This is a genomic window from Sphingomonas sp. PSPC2-2, from assembly GCF_049897725.1.
Classification (GTDB): domain Bacteria; phylum Pseudomonadota; class Alphaproteobacteria; order Sphingomonadales; family Sphingomonadaceae; genus Sphingomonas.
This window is the reverse complement of the sequence record NZ_JAFCWU010000006.1, coordinates 1-16,666: the sequence shown is the minus strand read 5'-3', so window position 1 is coordinate 16,666 and position 16,666 is coordinate 1. Positions and strand designations below refer to the sequence as shown.

13 protein-coding genes are annotated in these 16,666 nt (G+C 66.8%); 4 read left to right on the top strand and 9 right to left on the bottom strand.

Translation table 11 applies throughout. The features are described from left to right. Nucleotides 1–3: 3 nt before the first annotated feature. The 7 genes from ACP7BY_RS11990 to ACP7BY_RS11960 all read right to left on the bottom strand — a co-directional run bounded on the left by ACP7BY_RS11990 (nt 4) and on the right by ACP7BY_RS11960 (nt 7,559). On the bottom strand, nt 4–555 hold the full coding sequence (locus ACP7BY_RS11990) for an rRNA large subunit pseudouridine synthase E (protein ID WP_033966923.1): 552 nt from the start codon (nt 553–555) through the stop codon (nt 4–6). 88 nt (nt 556–643) lie between these two features. Beyond that, a complete protein-coding gene (locus ACP7BY_RS11985) occupies nt 644–1,840 on the bottom strand; it encodes a bifunctional alpha/beta hydrolase/OsmC family protein (RefSeq protein WP_137903359.1) in 1,197 nt (398 codons plus the stop codon). Between the two features lie 117 nt (nt 1,841–1,957). After that, nucleotides 1,958–2,770, bottom strand: a complete 813-nt coding sequence (locus tag ACP7BY_RS11980; RefSeq protein WP_209515957.1) for an EF-hand domain-containing protein — start codon at nt 2,768–2,770, stop codon at nt 1,958–1,960. 71 nt (nt 2,771–2,841) lie between these two features. After that, the gene (locus ACP7BY_RS11975) at nt 2,842–3,663 is read right to left on the bottom strand and encodes a protein phosphatase 2C domain-containing protein (RefSeq protein WP_137903366.1); all 822 of its coding nucleotides are present in this window, start codon (nt 3,661–3,663) and stop codon (nt 2,842–2,844) included. Between the two features lie 32 nt (nt 3,664–3,695). Continuing rightward, nucleotides 3,696–5,045 carry a dihydrolipoamide acetyltransferase family protein gene (locus ACP7BY_RS11970; RefSeq protein WP_137903365.1) on the bottom strand — a complete coding sequence of 450 codons (1,350 nt, stop codon included), beginning with the start codon at nt 5,043–5,045 and terminating at the stop codon, nt 3,696–3,698. Continuing rightward, the gene (locus ACP7BY_RS11965) at nt 5,045–6,052 is read right to left on the bottom strand and encodes an alpha-ketoacid dehydrogenase subunit beta (protein WP_033967321.1); all 1,008 of its coding nucleotides are present in this window, start codon (nt 6,050–6,052) and stop codon (nt 5,045–5,047) included. The genes ACP7BY_RS11970 and ACP7BY_RS11965 overlap by 1 nt, the downstream gene beginning before the upstream one ends. A gap of 208 nt (nt 6,053–6,260) precedes the next feature. Then, complete coding sequence (locus ACP7BY_RS11960; RefSeq protein ID WP_137903364.1) at nt 6,261–7,559, bottom strand: 3-methyl-2-oxobutanoate dehydrogenase (2-methylpropanoyl-transferring) subunit alpha; 1,299 nt, start codon at nt 7,557–7,559, stop codon at nt 6,261–6,263. 270 nt (nt 7,560–7,829) lie between these two features. Here ACP7BY_RS11960 and ACP7BY_RS11955 point away from each other — a divergent pair, with 270 nt between their 5' ends. From ACP7BY_RS11955 to ACP7BY_RS11945, 3 genes are read left to right on the top strand one after another with little or no spacing between them, the layout of a single operon-like run. Then, nucleotides 7,830–8,549, top strand: a complete 720-nt coding sequence (locus ACP7BY_RS11955) for an ImuA family protein (RefSeq protein ID WP_126845601.1) — start codon at nt 7,830–7,832, stop codon at nt 8,547–8,549. Next, nucleotides 8,467–10,398 carry a Y-family DNA polymerase gene (locus ACP7BY_RS11950; protein WP_209515960.1) on the top strand — a complete coding sequence of 644 codons (1,932 nt, stop codon included), beginning with the start codon at nt 8,467–8,469 and terminating at the stop codon, nt 10,396–10,398. Before ACP7BY_RS11955 ends, ACP7BY_RS11950 begins: the two co-directional genes overlap by 83 nt. Next, nucleotides 10,395–13,751 (top strand): error-prone DNA polymerase, encoded by a 3,357-nt coding sequence (locus tag ACP7BY_RS11945; RefSeq protein WP_137903355.1) that lies wholly within the window; start codon nt 10,395–10,397, stop codon nt 13,749–13,751. Before ACP7BY_RS11950 ends, ACP7BY_RS11945 begins: the two co-directional genes overlap by 4 nt. Nucleotides 13,752–13,761: 10 nt before the next feature. On the opposite strand, the gene ACP7BY_RS11940 is transcribed toward ACP7BY_RS11945, so the two are convergent. Beyond that, nucleotides 13,762–14,763, bottom strand: coding sequence for a fumarylacetoacetate hydrolase family protein (locus ACP7BY_RS11940; protein ID WP_033967318.1), 1,002 nt, complete (start codon nt 14,761–14,763; stop codon nt 13,762–13,764). 133 nt (nt 14,764–14,896) lie between these two features. On the opposite strand from ACP7BY_RS11940, the gene ACP7BY_RS11935 reads away from it, so the two are divergent. Next, nucleotides 14,897–16,051 carry an acyl-CoA dehydrogenase family protein gene (locus ACP7BY_RS11935; RefSeq protein ID WP_033967317.1) on the top strand — a complete coding sequence of 385 codons (1,155 nt, stop codon included), beginning with the start codon at nt 14,897–14,899 and terminating at the stop codon, nt 16,049–16,051. Nucleotides 16,052–16,299: 248 nt separating this feature from the next. Here ACP7BY_RS11935 and ACP7BY_RS11930 read toward each other — a convergent pair. Beyond that, nucleotides 16,300–16,666 (bottom strand): hypothetical protein (locus tag ACP7BY_RS11930; RefSeq protein WP_426288150.1); only part of this gene is annotated, 367 nt, incomplete at its 5' end.

Here is a 16,666-nt window from a genome sequence, read left to right as displayed (position 1 = left end):
GGCTTACCCCACCGGCGCTTCGCGCCACGTCCCCGGTGCCAAGCCGTCGAGCGTCCACGCGCCAATGCCCCAGCGCACCAGCCGCAAGGTGGGGAAGCCCACCGCCGCCGTCATCCGCCGCACCTGGCGGTTGCGCCCCTCGCGGATCGTCAGCCGGATCCAGCAATCGGGCACACTCTTGCGGAACCGCACCGGCGGATCGCGCGGCCACAGTTCGGGCGGGTCGATCCGCTCGACCTCGGCCGGGCGGGTGATGCCATCCTTCAACTCCACCCCCTGCCGCAGGCGATCAAGGCTGGCGGCATCGGGTTCCCCTTCGACCTGGACGAGATAGGTCTTGGGCAGTTTGAAGTGCGGATCGGCGATGCGCGCTTGCAAGCGCCCGTCATCGGTCAGCAGCAACAGCCCCTCGCTATCGCGGTCGAGCCGCCCGGCCGGATAAACCCCCGGCACCGCGATGAAGTCCGACAGCGTCGCGCGCGCCGCGCCGATGCTGCTATCGGTGAATTGCGACAGCACGTCATACGGCTTGTTGAACAGGATCAGCCGCGCCATCGCCTCGTGTCTTTCCACCCCGGAGCCCAGATGCCCGCCCCCCCCGGCTTTGCGCAGCAGCACGCGCGCTGTCCAGCGGCGACGTCCGTCAGACCAGCCGCGTCTCGATCACCGGTGCGCTCTCCAGCGTGCGGTGCACCGGGCATTTGTCGGCGATGACCAGCATCCGCATCCGCTGTGCCTCGGTCAGATCGCCCTGCAAGGTGATGCGCCGCTCGATCACCTCGATCTGCGGTCGCCCACCGGCGGCGGCGGCGCAATCGTCGGCATGGCGGCGGCTGTGATGGAGCACGACCGAGACGCCCGTCAGCGGGATTCCCTCTTTCTCGGCGATCAGCTTGATCGTCATCGCGGTACAGGTGCCGAGCGCCGACAACAGCAGATCATAGGGCGTTGGCCCGTAATCGCTGCCGCCCATCGCCAATGGCTCGTCAGCGATAAAACTGTGGCCCGAGGATTCGACGATCTGGACGAACTTGGCATCGGTCGAACTCACCCGCACATGCCCCTCGGGCACCGCGTCGATCGCCATTGCCGGCCCCAGGAAAGGCTGCACCCAGGCGGCGATGATCTGTGCGACATATTGTGCCTGTTCGGCATCGGTCAGCAAATGGTCCGCCCCGTCGAGCGCGACGAAGCTCTTGGGGTGTTTCGCCGCCTCAAAAATCGCGCGGGCATTTTCGACACCGACGGTCGCGTCGGTGGCCGAATGCAGCACCAGCAGCGCGCGCTTCAATCGCGCCAGCCGCGCCGCCTGATCCTGCCCTTCAACCGACGTGAGGAACTCGCGCCCGATGCGAAACGGTCGCCCGCCGATCGACACATCGCGCGGCGTGTCGGCAATGTCGTGCGCGCCCTGGATCAAATGCAGCACATGGCGTGGATCGAACGGCGCGGCGATCGTCACCACCGCTTTGGCCGAGGGGATGCGTTCGGCGGCGGCGATCACCGCTGCCCCGCCTAGCGAATGGCCGATCAGGATCGCCGGCGCGCCCACATCCCCTGCCAGAAACGCCGCCGCCGCCACCAGATCATCGACATTCGCGCCGAAATGGCTGTCGGCGAACGCGCCCTCGCTTTGGCCAAGCCCGGTAAAATCGAAGCGCAGCGTGGCGATGCCCTGTTCGGCGAGCGCGAGACTGACACGCCGCGCCGCATGGCTTTGCGCGGTGCACGTGAAGCAATGCGCGAACAGCGCCACTGCGCGAATCCGCCCGGGCGGGACTTCCAGCGACCCGGCCAGCTGAACCCCGGCCGCATTGGGAAACCGTACGTCGCGCTTCATCACCCTCTCCTGCCCGGTCCGGCCGACCGGCCAAACCCGCGACGCGCTATAGCATCGCGCGATCGGGGACTGGCAAGCCGAACCTCGGCTGCCATCGCGGGAGCGGGGTTGACGAGATCATTGCTCGGGTGGGGCCTGCTCGATCGGCTCGGGGCCGCCGCCTGCGGTACGGCGCTTGCCGCCATACCAGCCCTGACGGCCGCCACGTCCCGGCGGTGGCGACAATTTGGGCAGCTCCTCACGCGTCAACCGCCCGTCGCCCTTCTTGTCCAGCATCGCGAAGCGCTCTGCCGCCGCCTTGCGGAACTCGGTGATGTCGACCCCGCGGTTCAGATTGGCGTCGGCCGCCGTGATCGGCTCGGGATAGGCAAAGAAACCAAAACGGGCCGCGCCGCGCGCAACGTCGTCATACGCCGGACCGGATTTGCCCGACTCGCCGCCACCCTCGGGCGCGCCGCCACCACGACGACCACCACGGCCCCCGCCGCCGCCGCCACCCGGGGGTGGGCCACCCTCGCCGCCTGGGCGCCCGCCATGGCCGCCGCCGCGACGCCCCCCGCCGCCGCCGCCCGGACCGCCCGGCTCGCCGCCGCCATAGCGGATTTCGGGGACAAGGACGGTTTCATAATAATCGATGTCCTGGGGATCGATCTCGCCATCATGCTCGCGATCGAGCAGCAGAAACACACGGTCGGCATCGGCAATGAATTCGGCCTCGGTCACCACGCCGTCATGATTGGCGTCGGCACCGGCGAACCAGGCACCAATCGGATCTTCGCCACGGAACGGTTCGCCCATCGGGCTGATGAACAAGCGACCGTGCGGGGGGCGGGGACCGCCCGGCGGCGGGGGCGGCGGGGGTCCGTCAGGACCGGGTCCCCCTTGCTGCACACCGGCCATCAGTGCCAGCCCAAGCCAAAAACCCACCATCTTGCCCTCCGGATGCGTCGAACCGGCGTGCTACGCGGGAAATGTCTCTCAAATGTGTCTGGCGACCGGGTTCAGGCGGCGATCCGCAGCCACAAAGCGGTGGCATCGTCCGACCCCTTGAAGCGCGGGAAGCGGCCGAAATCGCCATCCTCCTGCTCGATTGCGCGCAATTGCAGCGCGAGCCCGGTCAAGCCGCTGGTGGCGAGTTCCGCGAACAGACCCGCCTCGTCGTGCAGGCCATAGACGTCGATCAGCGCCGCAAAACCGTCGCTCATCAGCAGCAGCTCGTCTCCCACGTTGCACGGCAAGACCGCCCCGCCGAGATGCGCCGCCGCCGCTGGATCGACCCCGAGGATATAGCGGTCGGGACGTTCACGCGCAGCGCGCAGCACTTCGAGGATCGGCTGCGGTCGCTGCTTCAGGCCAAGCCCATGCTCGGCCAGCGCGGCCGCACTGGCATTTTCGTCGTCCTTGCTGGCGGGCGGCCCGATCCGCTCGACGGTATCGCCGCGCTTGAGCAACCCCGCACAATCGCCCAGCCAGCGGCACGCCAGCCCCTCCTTGCCGACGCGTGCCGCCAGGAAGGACGCGCTGGGCAATTCCCAGGCGGAGATGGGCGCGCGCGTCCGCTGCGCCGCAAACCGCCGCGCAAGCCTGGCGAACACGCCCTTGCAAATCGCATCGATCGAGGCGTCGCCCGCAGCCGCAAAGGCGGCGTCCGCCTCCAACGCCAGCCACGCCGCCCCGCCGCGCGACCCGACCAGCCCCGGCTCGCCCAAATCGGTCGCGCCGTCGATCACCCAGGCGAGCGCGTCGCTCGACCCCGCGCGATCGTCATTGGCGACCGCGATATCTCCGGCAAGACTGATCGACTGGAGCAAATCAAAGCGCATACAGGTGCCCTATCAGCCGATCATGACGGATTTCAGTCGGCGAACAACAATACCGGCGTTTCGAGATAGCGCTTGAGCGCCTGCACGAAGCTCGCCGCATCCCAGCCATCGACCACGCGGTGATCGCAACTGATCGACAGGTTCATCAGCTTGGCACGCACGATCTCGTCGCCGACAAAGACAGGCCGCTCGACAATCTTGTTGGGTCCAATGATCGCCACTTCGGGCCGGTTGATCACCGGCGTCGTGGCGATCCCGCCAAGCGGCCCGAGCGAGGTGACCGTCAGCGTGCCGCCGCCCATTTCATCGGGCTTCAGCTTATTGGCGCGCGCCGCCTCGGCCAGGCGCAGGATCTCGGCGGCCAATTGCCAGACATTGCGGTCCTGCGCATCGCGGATCACGGGGACGGTCAGCCCGGCATCGGTCTGCGTCGCCATGCCGAGATGCACCGCGCCATGCCGCGTGACCACACCGGCTTCATCGTCATAGCGCGCGTTGATCATCGGGAAGGCGGGCACGGTCTTGCAGATCGCCGCGATCAGCAGCGGCAGCATCGTCAATTTGGGCCTCGACCCACGCGCACCATTCAGATCGGCGCGCATCGCCTCCAGCGCGGTGACGTCGATTTCCTCGACATAGGTGAAATGCGGGATCGCGCGCTTCGACGCCGCCATATTCTCGGCGATGCGGCGGCGCATGCCGATCACCTTGATCGCCTCATCGGCGCGGGCGTGGCTGACGTGCGGGGCGTGATAGCCCTGCCCCTGGCCATAGCGCAGGAACGCATCGAGATCGGCATGGCGCACGCGGTCGCCCTCGGTCTTCACTTGGGCGAGATCGATGCCGAGATCGGCGGCGCGTGCGCGCACGGCGGGAGAGGCGAGGACCACTTTCTCCCTCTCCCCTTCAGGGGAGAGGGTCGGGGAGAGGGGCTGTGCTGGAACGCTGGGGGCACCGCCCGTTGCGGACGTCCCCTCTCCCCGGCCCTCTCCCCGGAGGGGAGAGGGAGAAGCTGCCTCCACTCCCGGATTTTCGGCCTCATATTGCTCGGCCACCTCAACTTGCTCGGCGCTGGCCGGCGCGATGTTGACCGTATCGGTCACCGGCTCCAGCGCAGGCGCTTCCGCTGCCGAGAAATCGCCCTCGGTCTCGATCACCACCAGCGCCGCGCCGATCGACACCTGGTCGCCGACCTCGCCCGCCAGTTCGATCACAATGCCCGACACGGGCGATTCCATCTCGACCGTCGCCTTGTCGGTCATCATGTCGGCAATCTGCTGGTCTTCCTCGATCCGGTCGCCGACCTTCACATGCCAGGCGACGATTTCGGCCTCGGAAATGCCTTCGCCGATATCGGGGAGTTTGAACGTAAAACGCGCCATTATGCGTCCTTCATGATTTTCTTGAGCGCCTCGCCGATACGGACGGGGCCCGGGAAATACGCCCATTCCAGGCTGTGCGGGTACGGCGTGTCGAAGCCGGTGACGCGCTCGATCGGCGCTTCGAGATGGTAGAAGCAGCGCTCCTGCACCAACGCCGACAGCTCCGCGCCAAAGCCGCCAGTGCGCGTCGCTTCATGCACGATCATGCAGCGCCCGGTCTTCTGGACCGACGCCTCGATCGTCTCGATGTCGAGCGGCACCAGCGTGCGCAGATCGATCACCTCGGCATCGACCCCCGCTTCGACGATTACCGACAGCGCGACGTGGACCATCGTGCCATAAGCCAGCACCGTCAGCGCCTCGCCCGGCCGCACCACCTTGGCCTTGCCCAGTTCGATCTTGTAATAGCCGGTCGGCACGTCGCCCGCCGGATGCTGCGACCAATTCTGCGTGGGCCGGTCCCAATGGCCGTCGAACGGGCCGTTATAGATGCGCTTTGGCTCGAAGAAGAGCGTCGGATCATTGTCCTCGATCGCCGCGATCAGCAGGCCCTTGGCGTCGTACGGCGTCGACGGGATTACCGTCTTGATGCCCGAGACATGGGTGAAGATCCCCTCGGGGCTCTGGCTGTGCGTCTGCCCGCCGAAAATGCCGCCGCCGAACGGGGAGCGCACCGTGATCGGCGCGGTGAATTCCCCGGCCGAGCGATAGCGCAAGCGCGCCGCCTCGCTCACCAACTGGTCGAGCGCAGGATAGATATAATCGGCGAACTGGATTTCGGGCACCGGCCGCAAGCCATAGGCCCCCATCCCCACCGCGACGCCGATGATGCCGCATTCGGTGATCGGCGTATCGAACACGCGGGTCTTGCCATATTTGGACTGCAAGCCCGCGGTCGCGCGGAACACGCCGCCGAAATAGCCGACATCCTCGCCCATCACGACGATATCGGGGTCACGGTCCATCATCACGTCCATGGCGGAATTGATCGCCTGGATCATGTTCATGCGGGTGGAGGTCGGGGTTTCGGAAGCGGTTTCGGTTTCTGGCATGATGTCGCTCATAATCCCTCTCCCATCGGGAGAGGGAGGGAGGCGCGAAGCGCCGGAAGGGTGAGGGTGACCGGGCGCGGGGCATCGCCCTCACCCTTCCCATCGCTGACGCGATGGGCCCCTTCCCTCTCCCAATGGGAGAGGGAGATTTTGCGCGCACCCATCACTTGCGCGCCCATGGGCGGCCGCTGGCGGTTTCTTCGGCGATCATTTGCGCCTGCTGCTCGCGCAAATGCCACGGCATTTCCTCGAACACGCCATCGAACAGACTGTCGAGCGGCTGGTGCAGGCCGTGGCCGAGCACGCCGTTCGCCTCGGCTTCCTTCTGCGCGGCCTTCACTTGCTCCGCCAACTCCTTGTCCTGCGCTGCATGGCGTTCCTCGTCCCATTCGCCGATCGCGATGAGATGATCCTTCAACCGCGCGATCGGATCGCCCAGCGGCCAGGCCGTCGGCTCACCCGCCGAGCGATATTGCCCCGGATCGTCCGAAGTCGAATGGCCTTCGGCGCGATAGGTGAAATGCTCGATCAGCGTCGGCCCCTGGTTGGTGCGCGCGCGCTCCGCCGCCCAGGCGGTGGCGGCATAGACCGCCAGCGCGTCATTGCCGTCGACGCGAAGCCCGGCGATCCCATAGCCGACCGCGCGCGCCGCGAAGGTCGTCGATTCCGCGCCCGCAAACCCGGAGAAGCTCGAAATCGCCCATTGATTGTTGACGACGTTGAAGATCACCGGCGCGCGGTAGACGCTGGCAAAGGTGCAGGCCGAATGGAAATCGCCCTCGGCGGTCGATCCCTCGCCGCACCAGGTCGCCGCGATGCGCGTATCGCCCTTGGCAGCACTCGCCATCGCCCAGCCGACCGCCTGCGGATATTGCGTCGCCAGATTGCCCGAGATCGAAAAGAACCCCGCTTCCTTGACCGAATACATGATCGGCAATTGCTTGCCGTGCAACCGGTCGGCGGTGTTCGAATAGATCTGGTTCATCATGTCGACCATCGACCAGCCGCGCGCGATCAGCAGGCCCTGTTGGCGATAGGAGGGGAAGCACATGTCTTCATAATCGAGCGCAAAGGCGGCGGCGACCGCGACCGCCTCCTCGCCGGTGCACTTCATGTAGAAGCTGGTCTTGCCCTGGCGCTGCGCGCGGAACATGCGCTCGTCGAACGCGCGCACCAGCGCCATGCTGCGCAACATGCCCCGCAGCATATCGGGCGACAGCCGCGGGTTCCACGCGCCGACCGCCTGGCCGTTCTCATCGAGCACGCGCACCAGTTGATAGGCGAGATCGGTGAAGCTCTCGGCATGGTCGGCAGTGTCGGGCCGCCGCGTTTCGCCTGCGGGTGGAATCGCCACCTGCGTAAAATCGACCGTGTCGCCGGGCCGGAATTTGGGTTCGGGCACATAGAGCGACAAAGGCGGCAAATTGGGCTTCAAATGCGCAGGAACGCGGTCGCTTGCCATGATCTCTCCAAACGGGGCGTGCGCTGTACCAACGCTCGGGCACGCAGAAACGCTCTTTCGAATCGTTGTTATAAAATTTCGTGAGCTTTGGCGAGAGGGGCGAACGCGGGGAAACGACGGACCGTCCCAATTGCGATAAGGGGCCGCTTGACTCGGGTCACACAAACAGAACAAAATAGGAACGAACCTATTGTGCGAGTCGTGGCCGTGTCCTGTCCTGCCATCCCCTCCTCGGCCATCATAGCCGAGCTTCGCGAAAGCCTGAAGAAGGTGGAACGTGACGGGCTGCGTCGTCGCCCGGTGCTGCCCTTCGGGATCGGCGCGATCGACGAGAAGCTGGCGCCCGGCGGGCTCCGGCTCGATTCGCTGCATGAGATCGCCGCCGCCAGCGCCGCCCCGTCGGACGATGCCGCCGCGACGCTGTTCATGGCCGGAATCGCGGCGCGCGCCTGGGGCCCGGTGCTGTGGGTGGTGCGGCGGCGCGATCTGTTCGCGCCAGGGCTGTACCAGGCCGGGCTCGCCCCCGAACGGCTGATCTATGCCGAGGCGGCCGACGATGCCGAATTGCTCGCCTTGATGGAGGAGGGGCTCCGCCACCGTGGCCTTGGCGCGGTGGTCGGCGAAGTGAAGCGCGCGGCGATGCCCAATACGCGGCGGCTGCAACTGGCGGCGGAGGGCGGCAAGACGATTGCCTTGCTGCTCAAGCGCCATGCCCGCGCGGCGACGGATAAAGGCGGTGGCAATCCGCTCGCGGTGCCGTCCGCCGCCGTGACGCGCTGGCGCATCGCCGCCGCGCCGTCCGCCCCGTTGCCGGTCGGCGCTAACGGAGTCGGGCGGGCACGCTGGCGGGTGGAGCTGGTCCGCCAACGCGGCGGCGAACCCGCCGACTGGACGATGGAGGCATGCGATGAAACGGGTCGCCTCGCTCTACCTGCCCGACTGGCCGATCGAACGGCTGGCGCAGGCCGAGCGTATCGCCACGCCGCCTGAGCGCGCGTCAGTCGATACCGCCCCGCTGAACGCGATCGCCGCGCAGGAACAGGCCGTCGCCTGTTCGGTGCCGCGCGGTGGTGGCTGGCGTCCCGGCGCGCGCTGGGCACGGACCGAAGCGCCACCCCGCGACCGTCGCGCCGGGCGCGTGAGCGAGGCGGCGGCGCATCCGTTCAAGGCGATGCCGCCCGATGAAGGGCGCACGCCGGTGCGCGATCCGCGCAAGGGTGCCGCTTCTGCCTCCCCTCCCTGGAAGGGAGGGGCCGGGGGTGGGTCGGCTGATGACAGCCCGTCCGCCCGCTTACGGGCCGACCCACCCCCTACCCCCTCCCTTCCAGGGAGGGGAGGAAAAGCGGCAGCACCCGCCCCCTGCATCACCAGCCTCCAATCCGGCAATGCTCTGGTCATCGCCGCCGCCTGCCCCGCCGCGCGCGCGCTCGGGCTCGCGCCCGGCATGGCGGTGACGCAGTCGCGTGCGCTGGTGCCCGGGCTCGACATCCGCCCCGCCGACCCGGAGGGCGACCGCGCCGCCTTGCTGCGCCTCGCCCTGCTCGCGGCCAGGCGTTGGTGCCCGGTGGTGATGCCGTCGGGCGAGGACGGGCTGTTCCTCGATATCACCGGCACCGCGCATCTGTTCGGCGGGGAGGCGCGGATGGCGCGGCGGATCGTGGCGTTGCTAAAGCGGCACGGCTTCACCGCGCGCGTCGCCGTGGCGGATACGCCGGGCGCGGCGTGGGCGCTGGCGCGCTACGCCCCGCAAATCTGCCCGCCCGGCGCACACCTCGACGCCCTCGCCCCGCTGCCGACCGCTGCGCTGCGGCTCGAACCGCGCGCGCGCGACTTGCTCAAACGGCTGGGGATCGAGACGATCGGCCAGCTCGCCGCCTTGCCCCGCGCCCCGCTCGCGCGCCGGTTCGGCGGCACGCTCATCGCGCGGCTGGATCAAGCATCGGGGCGGCTGGCGGAACCGCTCGCCCCCGTCATCCCGCCCGAAGCGATCGCCGTCGTGCAACGCTTCGCCGAGCCGATCGCCACCGCCGAAGCGATCGCGCATTGGCTCGGGGTGTTGATGCCGCGCCTCGTCACCGCACTGGCCGAAGCGGGGCTCGGCGCGCGCCTGATCGATCTGGTCGCCGATCGCATCGACGGCGTGCCGCAGCGCCTGCGCATCGGCCTCGCCCGCCCGACTCGCGACGGCGCGCATCTGCTGCGGCTGATCGTGCGCCGGATCGAGGAAATCGCGCCGGGCTATGGCATCGATGCGCTCGCGCTCCACGTCCGCCGCGCCGATCCGCTCGGCGCCGAGCCCTTTGCCGAAACGCTCGAAGACCGCGCGCCCGATCTTGCGCCGCTGATCGACACGCTCGCCAACCGCATTGGCATAAGCGCGCTGTGGCGCAGCGTGGCGGTCGAAAGCGACGTGCCCGAACGCTCGGTCGCCACCGCCCCGCCGCTCGACCCACCGGCACGCGCCGCACCCAAGATCAAGCCCGACGATGTCCGCCAGCTCGATCGCTCGCGCCCGCTGCATCCCTGGGATCCGCGCTGGCCGCGCCCGGTGCGGCTGTTGCGGCGGCCCGAACTGCTCGACCATGTCCTCGCCGAATTGCCCGACCAGCCGCCCAAGCGCTTCACCTGGCGCGGCATGGCGCACCGCGTGGTCCGCGCCGACGGCCCCGAACGCATTCTCGGTGAATGGTGGAAGCGCGGCACCGAGCGGCACAGCGTGCGCGACTATTTCCAGGTCGAGGATGAAGCCGGGCAGCGTTTCTGGCTGTTCCGTCGCGGCGATGGCGAACGCGGCGAGACGGGCGATCTTGCCTGGTTCATGCACGGAGCGTTCGGGTGACGTGGTGCGAGCTTCAGGTGACGACGCATTACAGCTTCCTGCGCGGCGCGTCCTCGCCCGAGCATCTGTTCCAGGCCGCCGCCATCGCCGGGATGCCCGCGCTCGGCATTACCGATCGCAATTCGGTCGGCGGGGTGGTGCGCGGGCTGGTCGCGGCCGAGCAAATGTCGGCGATCCGCCCGATCCGGCTGGTCGCGGGCTGTCGGCTCGATCTGGTCGATGGCACATCGGTGCTGGTCTGGCCCGAGGATCGCGTCGGCTGGAGCCGCCTCACCCGGCTGCTGACGCTCGGCAAGGGCCGCGCCGCTCCGCAAAAGGGCGAAAAAGGCCAGTGCTTCCTGCATTGGGAGGATGTCGCGGCGCATGCCGAGGGGCTGGTCGCAGCGCTCGTCCCCGGCCTCACCGAAACCTTCGCTGAAGACGATCAGGCGTTGCGCTGGATGGCGGATGTGTTCGGCACGCGCGGTCACCTCTGCCTGACCCAGCACCGCCGCCCCGGCGATGCGCAGCGGCTCCACACGCTCGACGCGCACGCCCGGCACTTCGGCCTGACCCCGCTCGCCACGGGCGACGTGCTCTATGACGTGCCCGAGCGGCGGATGCTGCAGGACGTCGTCACCGCGATCCGCCACCGCTGCACGATCGACGCGCTCGGCCATTCTCGCGAACGCAGCGCCGACCGCCATCTCAAAGGCCCCATGGAAATGGCGCGCCGTTTCAGGCTGCACCCGCACGCGCTCGCCGCCGCCGCCGCGATCGTCGAACGCTGCACCTTCAGCTTGCGCGAATTGAAGGACCAGTATCGCTATCCCGACGAGATCGTGATGACCCAGCGCACCCCGCAGGAAGCGCTGGCGGCGATGGCGCGCACCGCGCTGGCCGATCGCTTCGACGGCACGCCCCCGCCCGCTTATACCAGCTTGCTCGAACACGAACTCGGCCTGGTCGCGCATATGGGCTATGCGCCCTATTTCCTGACGGTGAATTCGATCGTGCGCTATGCCCGCAGCCAGGGCATTTTGTGCCAGGGGCGCGGATCGGCGGCGAATTCGGTGATTTGCTTCGTGCTCGGCATCACCTCGATCGATCCGGTCAAGCACAAGCTGCTGTTCGAACGCTTCATCTCCACCGAACGCCACGAACCGCCCGACATCGACGTCGATTTCGAACACGAACGGCGCGAGGAAGTGATCCAGTGGATCTACGACACCTATGGGCAGAACCACGCCGCGCTCACCGCCGTCGTCAGCCGCTATCGCTCGCGCGGCGCAGTGCGCGAAGTCGGCAAGGCGCTGGGCCTGCCCGAGGACATGACCGCCGCGCTCGCCTCGCAAATCTGGGGCTGGTCGAATGACGGCGTGCCCGAGGAGCATGTCGCCGCGCTCAACCTCGATGCCAGCGAGCCGCGCCTCGCGCTGACGCTCGACCTCGCCACGCAATTGATCGGCACGCCGCGCCATTTGTCGCAGCATCCCGGCGGCTTCGTGCTCGCGCATGACCGGCTCGACGATCTGGTGCCGGTCGAACCCGCCGCGATGGCCGATCGCCGTGTGGTCGAATGGGAAAAGCTCGATGTCGAGGAAATCGGGTTGATGAAGGTCGATATCCTGGGGCTCGGGATGCTCGGCTGCCTGCGCCGCTGTTTCGATCTGCTGCGCGATCATAAGGGCATCGACCTGCGGCTCGACAGTGCCGAGTTGCAGGAGGACGACCCCGCCACTTTTGCGATGATTCAAGAGGCCGACACGCTGGGCACCTTCCAGATCGAAAGCCGCGCGCAAATGTCGATGCTGCCGCGCATGCGCCCCGAAAATTTCTACGACATCGCGATCCAGGTGGCGATCGTCCGCCCCGGCCCAATCCAAGGCGACATGGTCCACCCCTATCTCAAACGCCGCGAACAACGCCGCATCGGCAAGGTTGAGATCCAATATCCCAGCCCGAAGCTGCGCGAGGTGCTGGAGAAGACGCTGGGCGTGCCGCTGTTCCAGGAACAGGCGATGCAGGTTGCCATCCTCGGTGCCGGGTTCAGCGCGGGCGAGGCCGACCGGCTGCGCCGCGCGATGGCGACCTTCAAGATGACCGGCGGCGTCGGCAAATTCCGCGATCCGCTGATCGAAGGGATGCGCGCCAACGGCATCAGCCAGGATTTCGCGGAGCGGCTGGTCAAGCAGATCGAGGGCTTTGGCAGCTATGGCTTCCCCGAAAGCCACGCGGCGAGCTTCGCCAAGATCGCTTACGCCTCGGCCTGGCTGAAATGCCACCACCCCGACATCTTCTGCGCGGCGCTGCTCAACGCCCAGCCGATGGGCTTTTACGCCCCCGCGCAAATCGTCCGCGACGCGCGCGAACATGGCGTGCGGGTGGTGCCGGTGTGCGTCAACCGGAGTGATTGGGACACCATCCTTCTCCCTCTCCCCTCCGGGGAGAGGGCCGGGGAGAGGGGCAGTGCGGGACGTAACACTTGCGTACTGCCCCTCTCCCGACCTCGCTTCGCTCGGCCACCCTCTCCCCGCCAGCGGGGAGAGGGAGATCCCCTCCGCCTGGGCTTGCGCATCGTGCTCGGCCTGTCGGGCGAGGATGCCGGCCGCATCCTCATCGCCCGCGCAACGCGCCCGTTCAGCTCGATCGAGGATGTCTGGCGGCGCGCGGGCGTCTCGCTGCTGACGCTCGAAAAACTCGCCCAGGCCGATGCGTTCCACGGCTTCGGCCTCGACCGCCGCCAGGCCTTATGGGCGGTAAAGGCTTTGGGACAGAAACCGCTACCCTTGTTCGCCGCGATCGAATCCCCCAGCGAACCCAGCGTCACGCTCGCCGCGCTCACCGCCGGGCGCGAAGTGGTCGAGGATTACCGCGCGACGCAATTGTCGCTGCGCGCGCATCCGGTCAGCTTCCTGCGCGGCGCACTCGACCGCCGCCGCATCACCCGCTGCGGCGATCTCAAAAGGTTGAAGGACGGCACCCGCGTCGAAGTGGCGGGGCTCATCCTGGTGCGGCAACGCCCCGGCAGCGCCAAGGGCGTGGTGTTCGTCACGCTGGAAGACGAGACCGGCATCGCCAACGCGATCCTGTGGCCCGACCGCTTCGAGGCGCAGCGCCGCACGGTGATGGCGGCGGCGATGCTCAGCGTACAAGGCCGCGTGCAAAGCGAAAGCGGCACGATCCACGTCATCGCCGACCGCATCACCGATCTCACCGGGCTGCTGCGCCAGATCGGCGAGATCGACCTGCCCCGCCTGACCATGCCCGGCGACGGTGCCACGCATGGCGGCACGATCGACCCGCGCGAACGGCGCATGGTGGGGCACGACCTCGAACCGGTCATCCCGATCCGCAGCCACGATTTCCACTGAGCCTATTTGTTCACCCCACCGTCTGTTCGATCACCCCGAAGATCGGGTGATGCTTGTCATCCTCCGCCCAGATCCGCACCGTATCGCCGCTTTTAAGGAACGGCGTCTCCGCCGCGCCGCGCAGGATCGTCTCGACCGTGCGCAGCTCGGCGAGGCACGCATAGCCGACGCCGCCCTCGGCGATCGGCTTGCCCGGGCCGCCATCCGCATCGCGGTTGGAAACGGTGCCCGAACCGACGATCGTCCCCGCGCCCAGCGCGCGCGTCTTGGCGGCATGGGCGATCAACGTGCCGAAATCGAAGGTCATGTCGACCCCGCACGCGACCCGCCCGAACGGCTTGCCGTTGAGATCGACCATCAGCGTGCGGTGCAATTTGCCGTCCTGCCACCACTCGCCGAGCGTATCGGGCGTGACGAACACCGGCGAGAAAGCACTGGCGGGCTTGGACTGGAAGAAGCCGAAGCCCTTGGCGAGTTCGCCCGGAATCAGGTTGCGCAAGCTCACATCGTTGGTCAGCCCGACCAGCCGCACCGCCGCCAGCGCCGCTTCGCGACTCGCGCCCTGCGGCACGTCGCCGGTCACCACCACCACTTCGCCCTCGAAATCGCAGCCCCAGCTTTCGTCCGCCAGCGGGATCGGCGCGCGCGGGCCGAGGAACCCGTCCGAACCACCCTGGTACATCAGCGGATCGTGCCAGAAGCTGTCGGGCAGCTCCGCCGCGCGCGCCTGCCGCACCAAAGCGACATGGTTCACATAAGCCGATCCGTCCGCCCATTGATACGCGCGCGGCAGCGGCGACGCCGCCTGATGCTCGTGAAAGCGCCGCATCGGGATCATTTCATGTTCCAGATCGGTGCTGAGATTCTGCAAATCGGGCAGCAGCCGGTCCCAATCGTCGAGGGCGGCCTGCAGCGTCGGCGCGATATGCGCGGCATCGGCATACCAGGCGAGATCGTTGGAAACCACGACGAGCTTGCCGTCGCGACCCGATGTGAGGCTGGCCAGTTTCATACACTCTCCTGTTTCGCCCAATCATAGCCCTCCCATAGGGCGTGTCGAGCGCAACCCGCTTGACGAAAGCGTCACCTCACCGCACACCCGGCAAAAGAGTTGCAGACGACAACTGTTATTGGAGAGACCTGACATGACGCTCGATTCCGTCGCCGGCCGCTTTGCCTATACCGAGGATCACGAGGCCTTCCGCCAGACCGTACGCCAGTTCCTGCAAAAGGAAGGCGTGCCGCACGTCGCCAAATGGGAGGAAGACAAGCTCGTCCCCAAGGATTTCTGGATCAAGGCCGGGGCGATCGGCATGCTCTGCCCGACCGCGCCCGAGGCTTACGGCGGGCTCGGCCTCGATTTCGGCTATAACGCGATCGTCGATGAGGAGATGGCCTATAACGGCGTGCCCGCCGGCTTCTCGCTCCAGTCGGATATCGTCGCGGGCTATATCGAAACCTATGGCTCGGAAGAGCAGAAGAAACAGTGGCTGCCCAAGATGGTGTCGGGCGAGGTCATCACCGCCATCGCCATGACCGAACCCGGCACCGGCAGCGACCTGCAGGCGATCCGCACCACGGCCAGGAAGGATGGCAATCACTATGTCATCAACGGCTCCAAAACCTATATCACCAACGGCCAGAATACCGATCTGACGCTGGTCGTCGCCAAGACCGATCCCGATGCCAAGCCCGCCTGGAAGGGCATGTCGATCATCCTGGTCGAGAGCGAGCGCGAGGGTTTCCAGAAGGGCCGCAAGCTCGACAAGATCGGGCAGGATGCCGCCGATACGTCGGAATTGTTCTTCAACGACGTGCGCGTGCCGATGACCAATTGCCTGGGCGAGGAAGGCAAGGGTTTCATCTATTTGATGAGCCAATTGCCGCAGGAACGCCTCTCCATCGCCGTCTCGGTCCAGGCCTCGGCGCAAAAGGCGTTCGACGAGACGGTCGAGTTCACCAAGACGCGCAAGGCCTTTGCCGGGATGGTGTTCGATTTCCAGAACACCCGCTTCGTCCTCGCCGACCTCAAGGCCAAATTGCAAGTCGGCTGGGCGCATCTCGACTGGGCGATCGCGCGCCATTTGAAGGGCGAGCTGACCAACGAAGAAGGCGCCGCCGCCAAATTGTGGCACACCGATCTGCAATGGGAAGTGATGGACGCCTGCCTGCAACTCCATGGCGGGGCCGGCTATATGAACGAATACCCCATCGCCCGCGCCTGGCGCGCGGCGCGCGTAACGCGCATTTTCGGGGGGACGAACGAGATCATGAAGGAACTGATTGGGCGGTCGCTGTAGGGGGACGCGGGCGTCACCCCGGCCTTGTGCCGGGGTCCACCGCGCGGCTGGCCTAACCGCTTGTTCGACAGAGGTCAGCTATGGGCCCTAACTTTGGTCGTCCAGCGACCGGGGCGGAAAGCCAAAAAGCCACCGCAGAAGTTCCAATGCCTCCCGTTCCGCCATTACCATTGGAAATTATTGAATAATTTTTCCAATTGAAGTCGCCTTCCGCCCTAATGCACGCCATCGGTTCGGCGCTTGTGGGGTTAGCCGTGGCCACCACCGATAATGTTTTTGCCCACTTCGATGATTTCTTTCATATGTTCAGGCATCGGCAAACCGGCGTTGCGATCCGCCATCGTCGCGAAAGCGCCTTTAGTGACGGCTATGGTTACAACAACGCAACCCGTGACTGTCGCGACAATTAACGCAGTTAGCGCGTGCGGCTGGTCGGCTCCGAATCTATCTGAGCGACAGAGCGAAACAACAAGAACTGTGGCTAGAAACAAAACTAATACCAACCTCCGATGATACTGACTCACGGGGGGATTCCCAAAGCGGCGAAACTCTGACTCTATGGCTGTCGATTGGAGGGCATGGCCATGGGTGCAGCGATCGGAATGCGGAACGACT

Bases quoted from the DNA above. Each gene is read 5' to 3' on its own strand.
- ACP7BY_RS11990 (WP_033966923.1), bottom strand. From the start codon at position 555: ATGGCGCGGCTGATCCTGTTCAACAAGCCGTATGACGTGCTGTCGCAA.
- ACP7BY_RS11985 (WP_137903359.1), bottom strand. From the start codon at position 1,840: ATGAAGCGCGACGTACGGTTTCCCAATGCGGCCGGGGTTCAGCTGGCC.
- ACP7BY_RS11980 (WP_209515957.1), bottom strand. From the start codon at position 2,770: ATGGTGGGTTTTTGGCTTGGGCTGGCACTGATGGCCGGTGTGCAGCAA.
- ACP7BY_RS11975 (WP_137903366.1), bottom strand. From the start codon at position 3,663: ATGCGCTTTGATTTGCTCCAGTCGATCAGTCTTGCCGGAGATATCGCG.
- ACP7BY_RS11970 (WP_137903365.1), bottom strand. From the start codon at position 5,045: ATGGCGCGTTTTACGTTCAAACTCCCCGATATCGGCGAAGGCATTTCC.
- ACP7BY_RS11965 (WP_033967321.1), bottom strand. From the start codon at position 6,052: ATGAACATGATCCAGGCGATCAATTCCGCCATGGACGTGATGATGGAC.
- ACP7BY_RS11960 (WP_137903364.1), bottom strand. From the start codon at position 7,559: ATGGCAAGCGACCGCGTTCCTGCGCATTTGAAGCCCAATTTGCCGCCT.
- ACP7BY_RS11950 (WP_209515960.1), top strand. From the start codon at position 8,467: ATGAAACGGGTCGCCTCGCTCTACCTGCCCGACTGGCCGATCGAACGG.
- ACP7BY_RS11940 (WP_033967318.1), bottom strand. From the start codon at position 14,763: ATGAAACTGGCCAGCCTCACATCGGGTCGCGACGGCAAGCTCGTCGTG.
- ACP7BY_RS11935 (WP_033967317.1), top strand. From the start codon at position 14,897: ATGACGCTCGATTCCGTCGCCGGCCGCTTTGCCTATACCGAGGATCAC.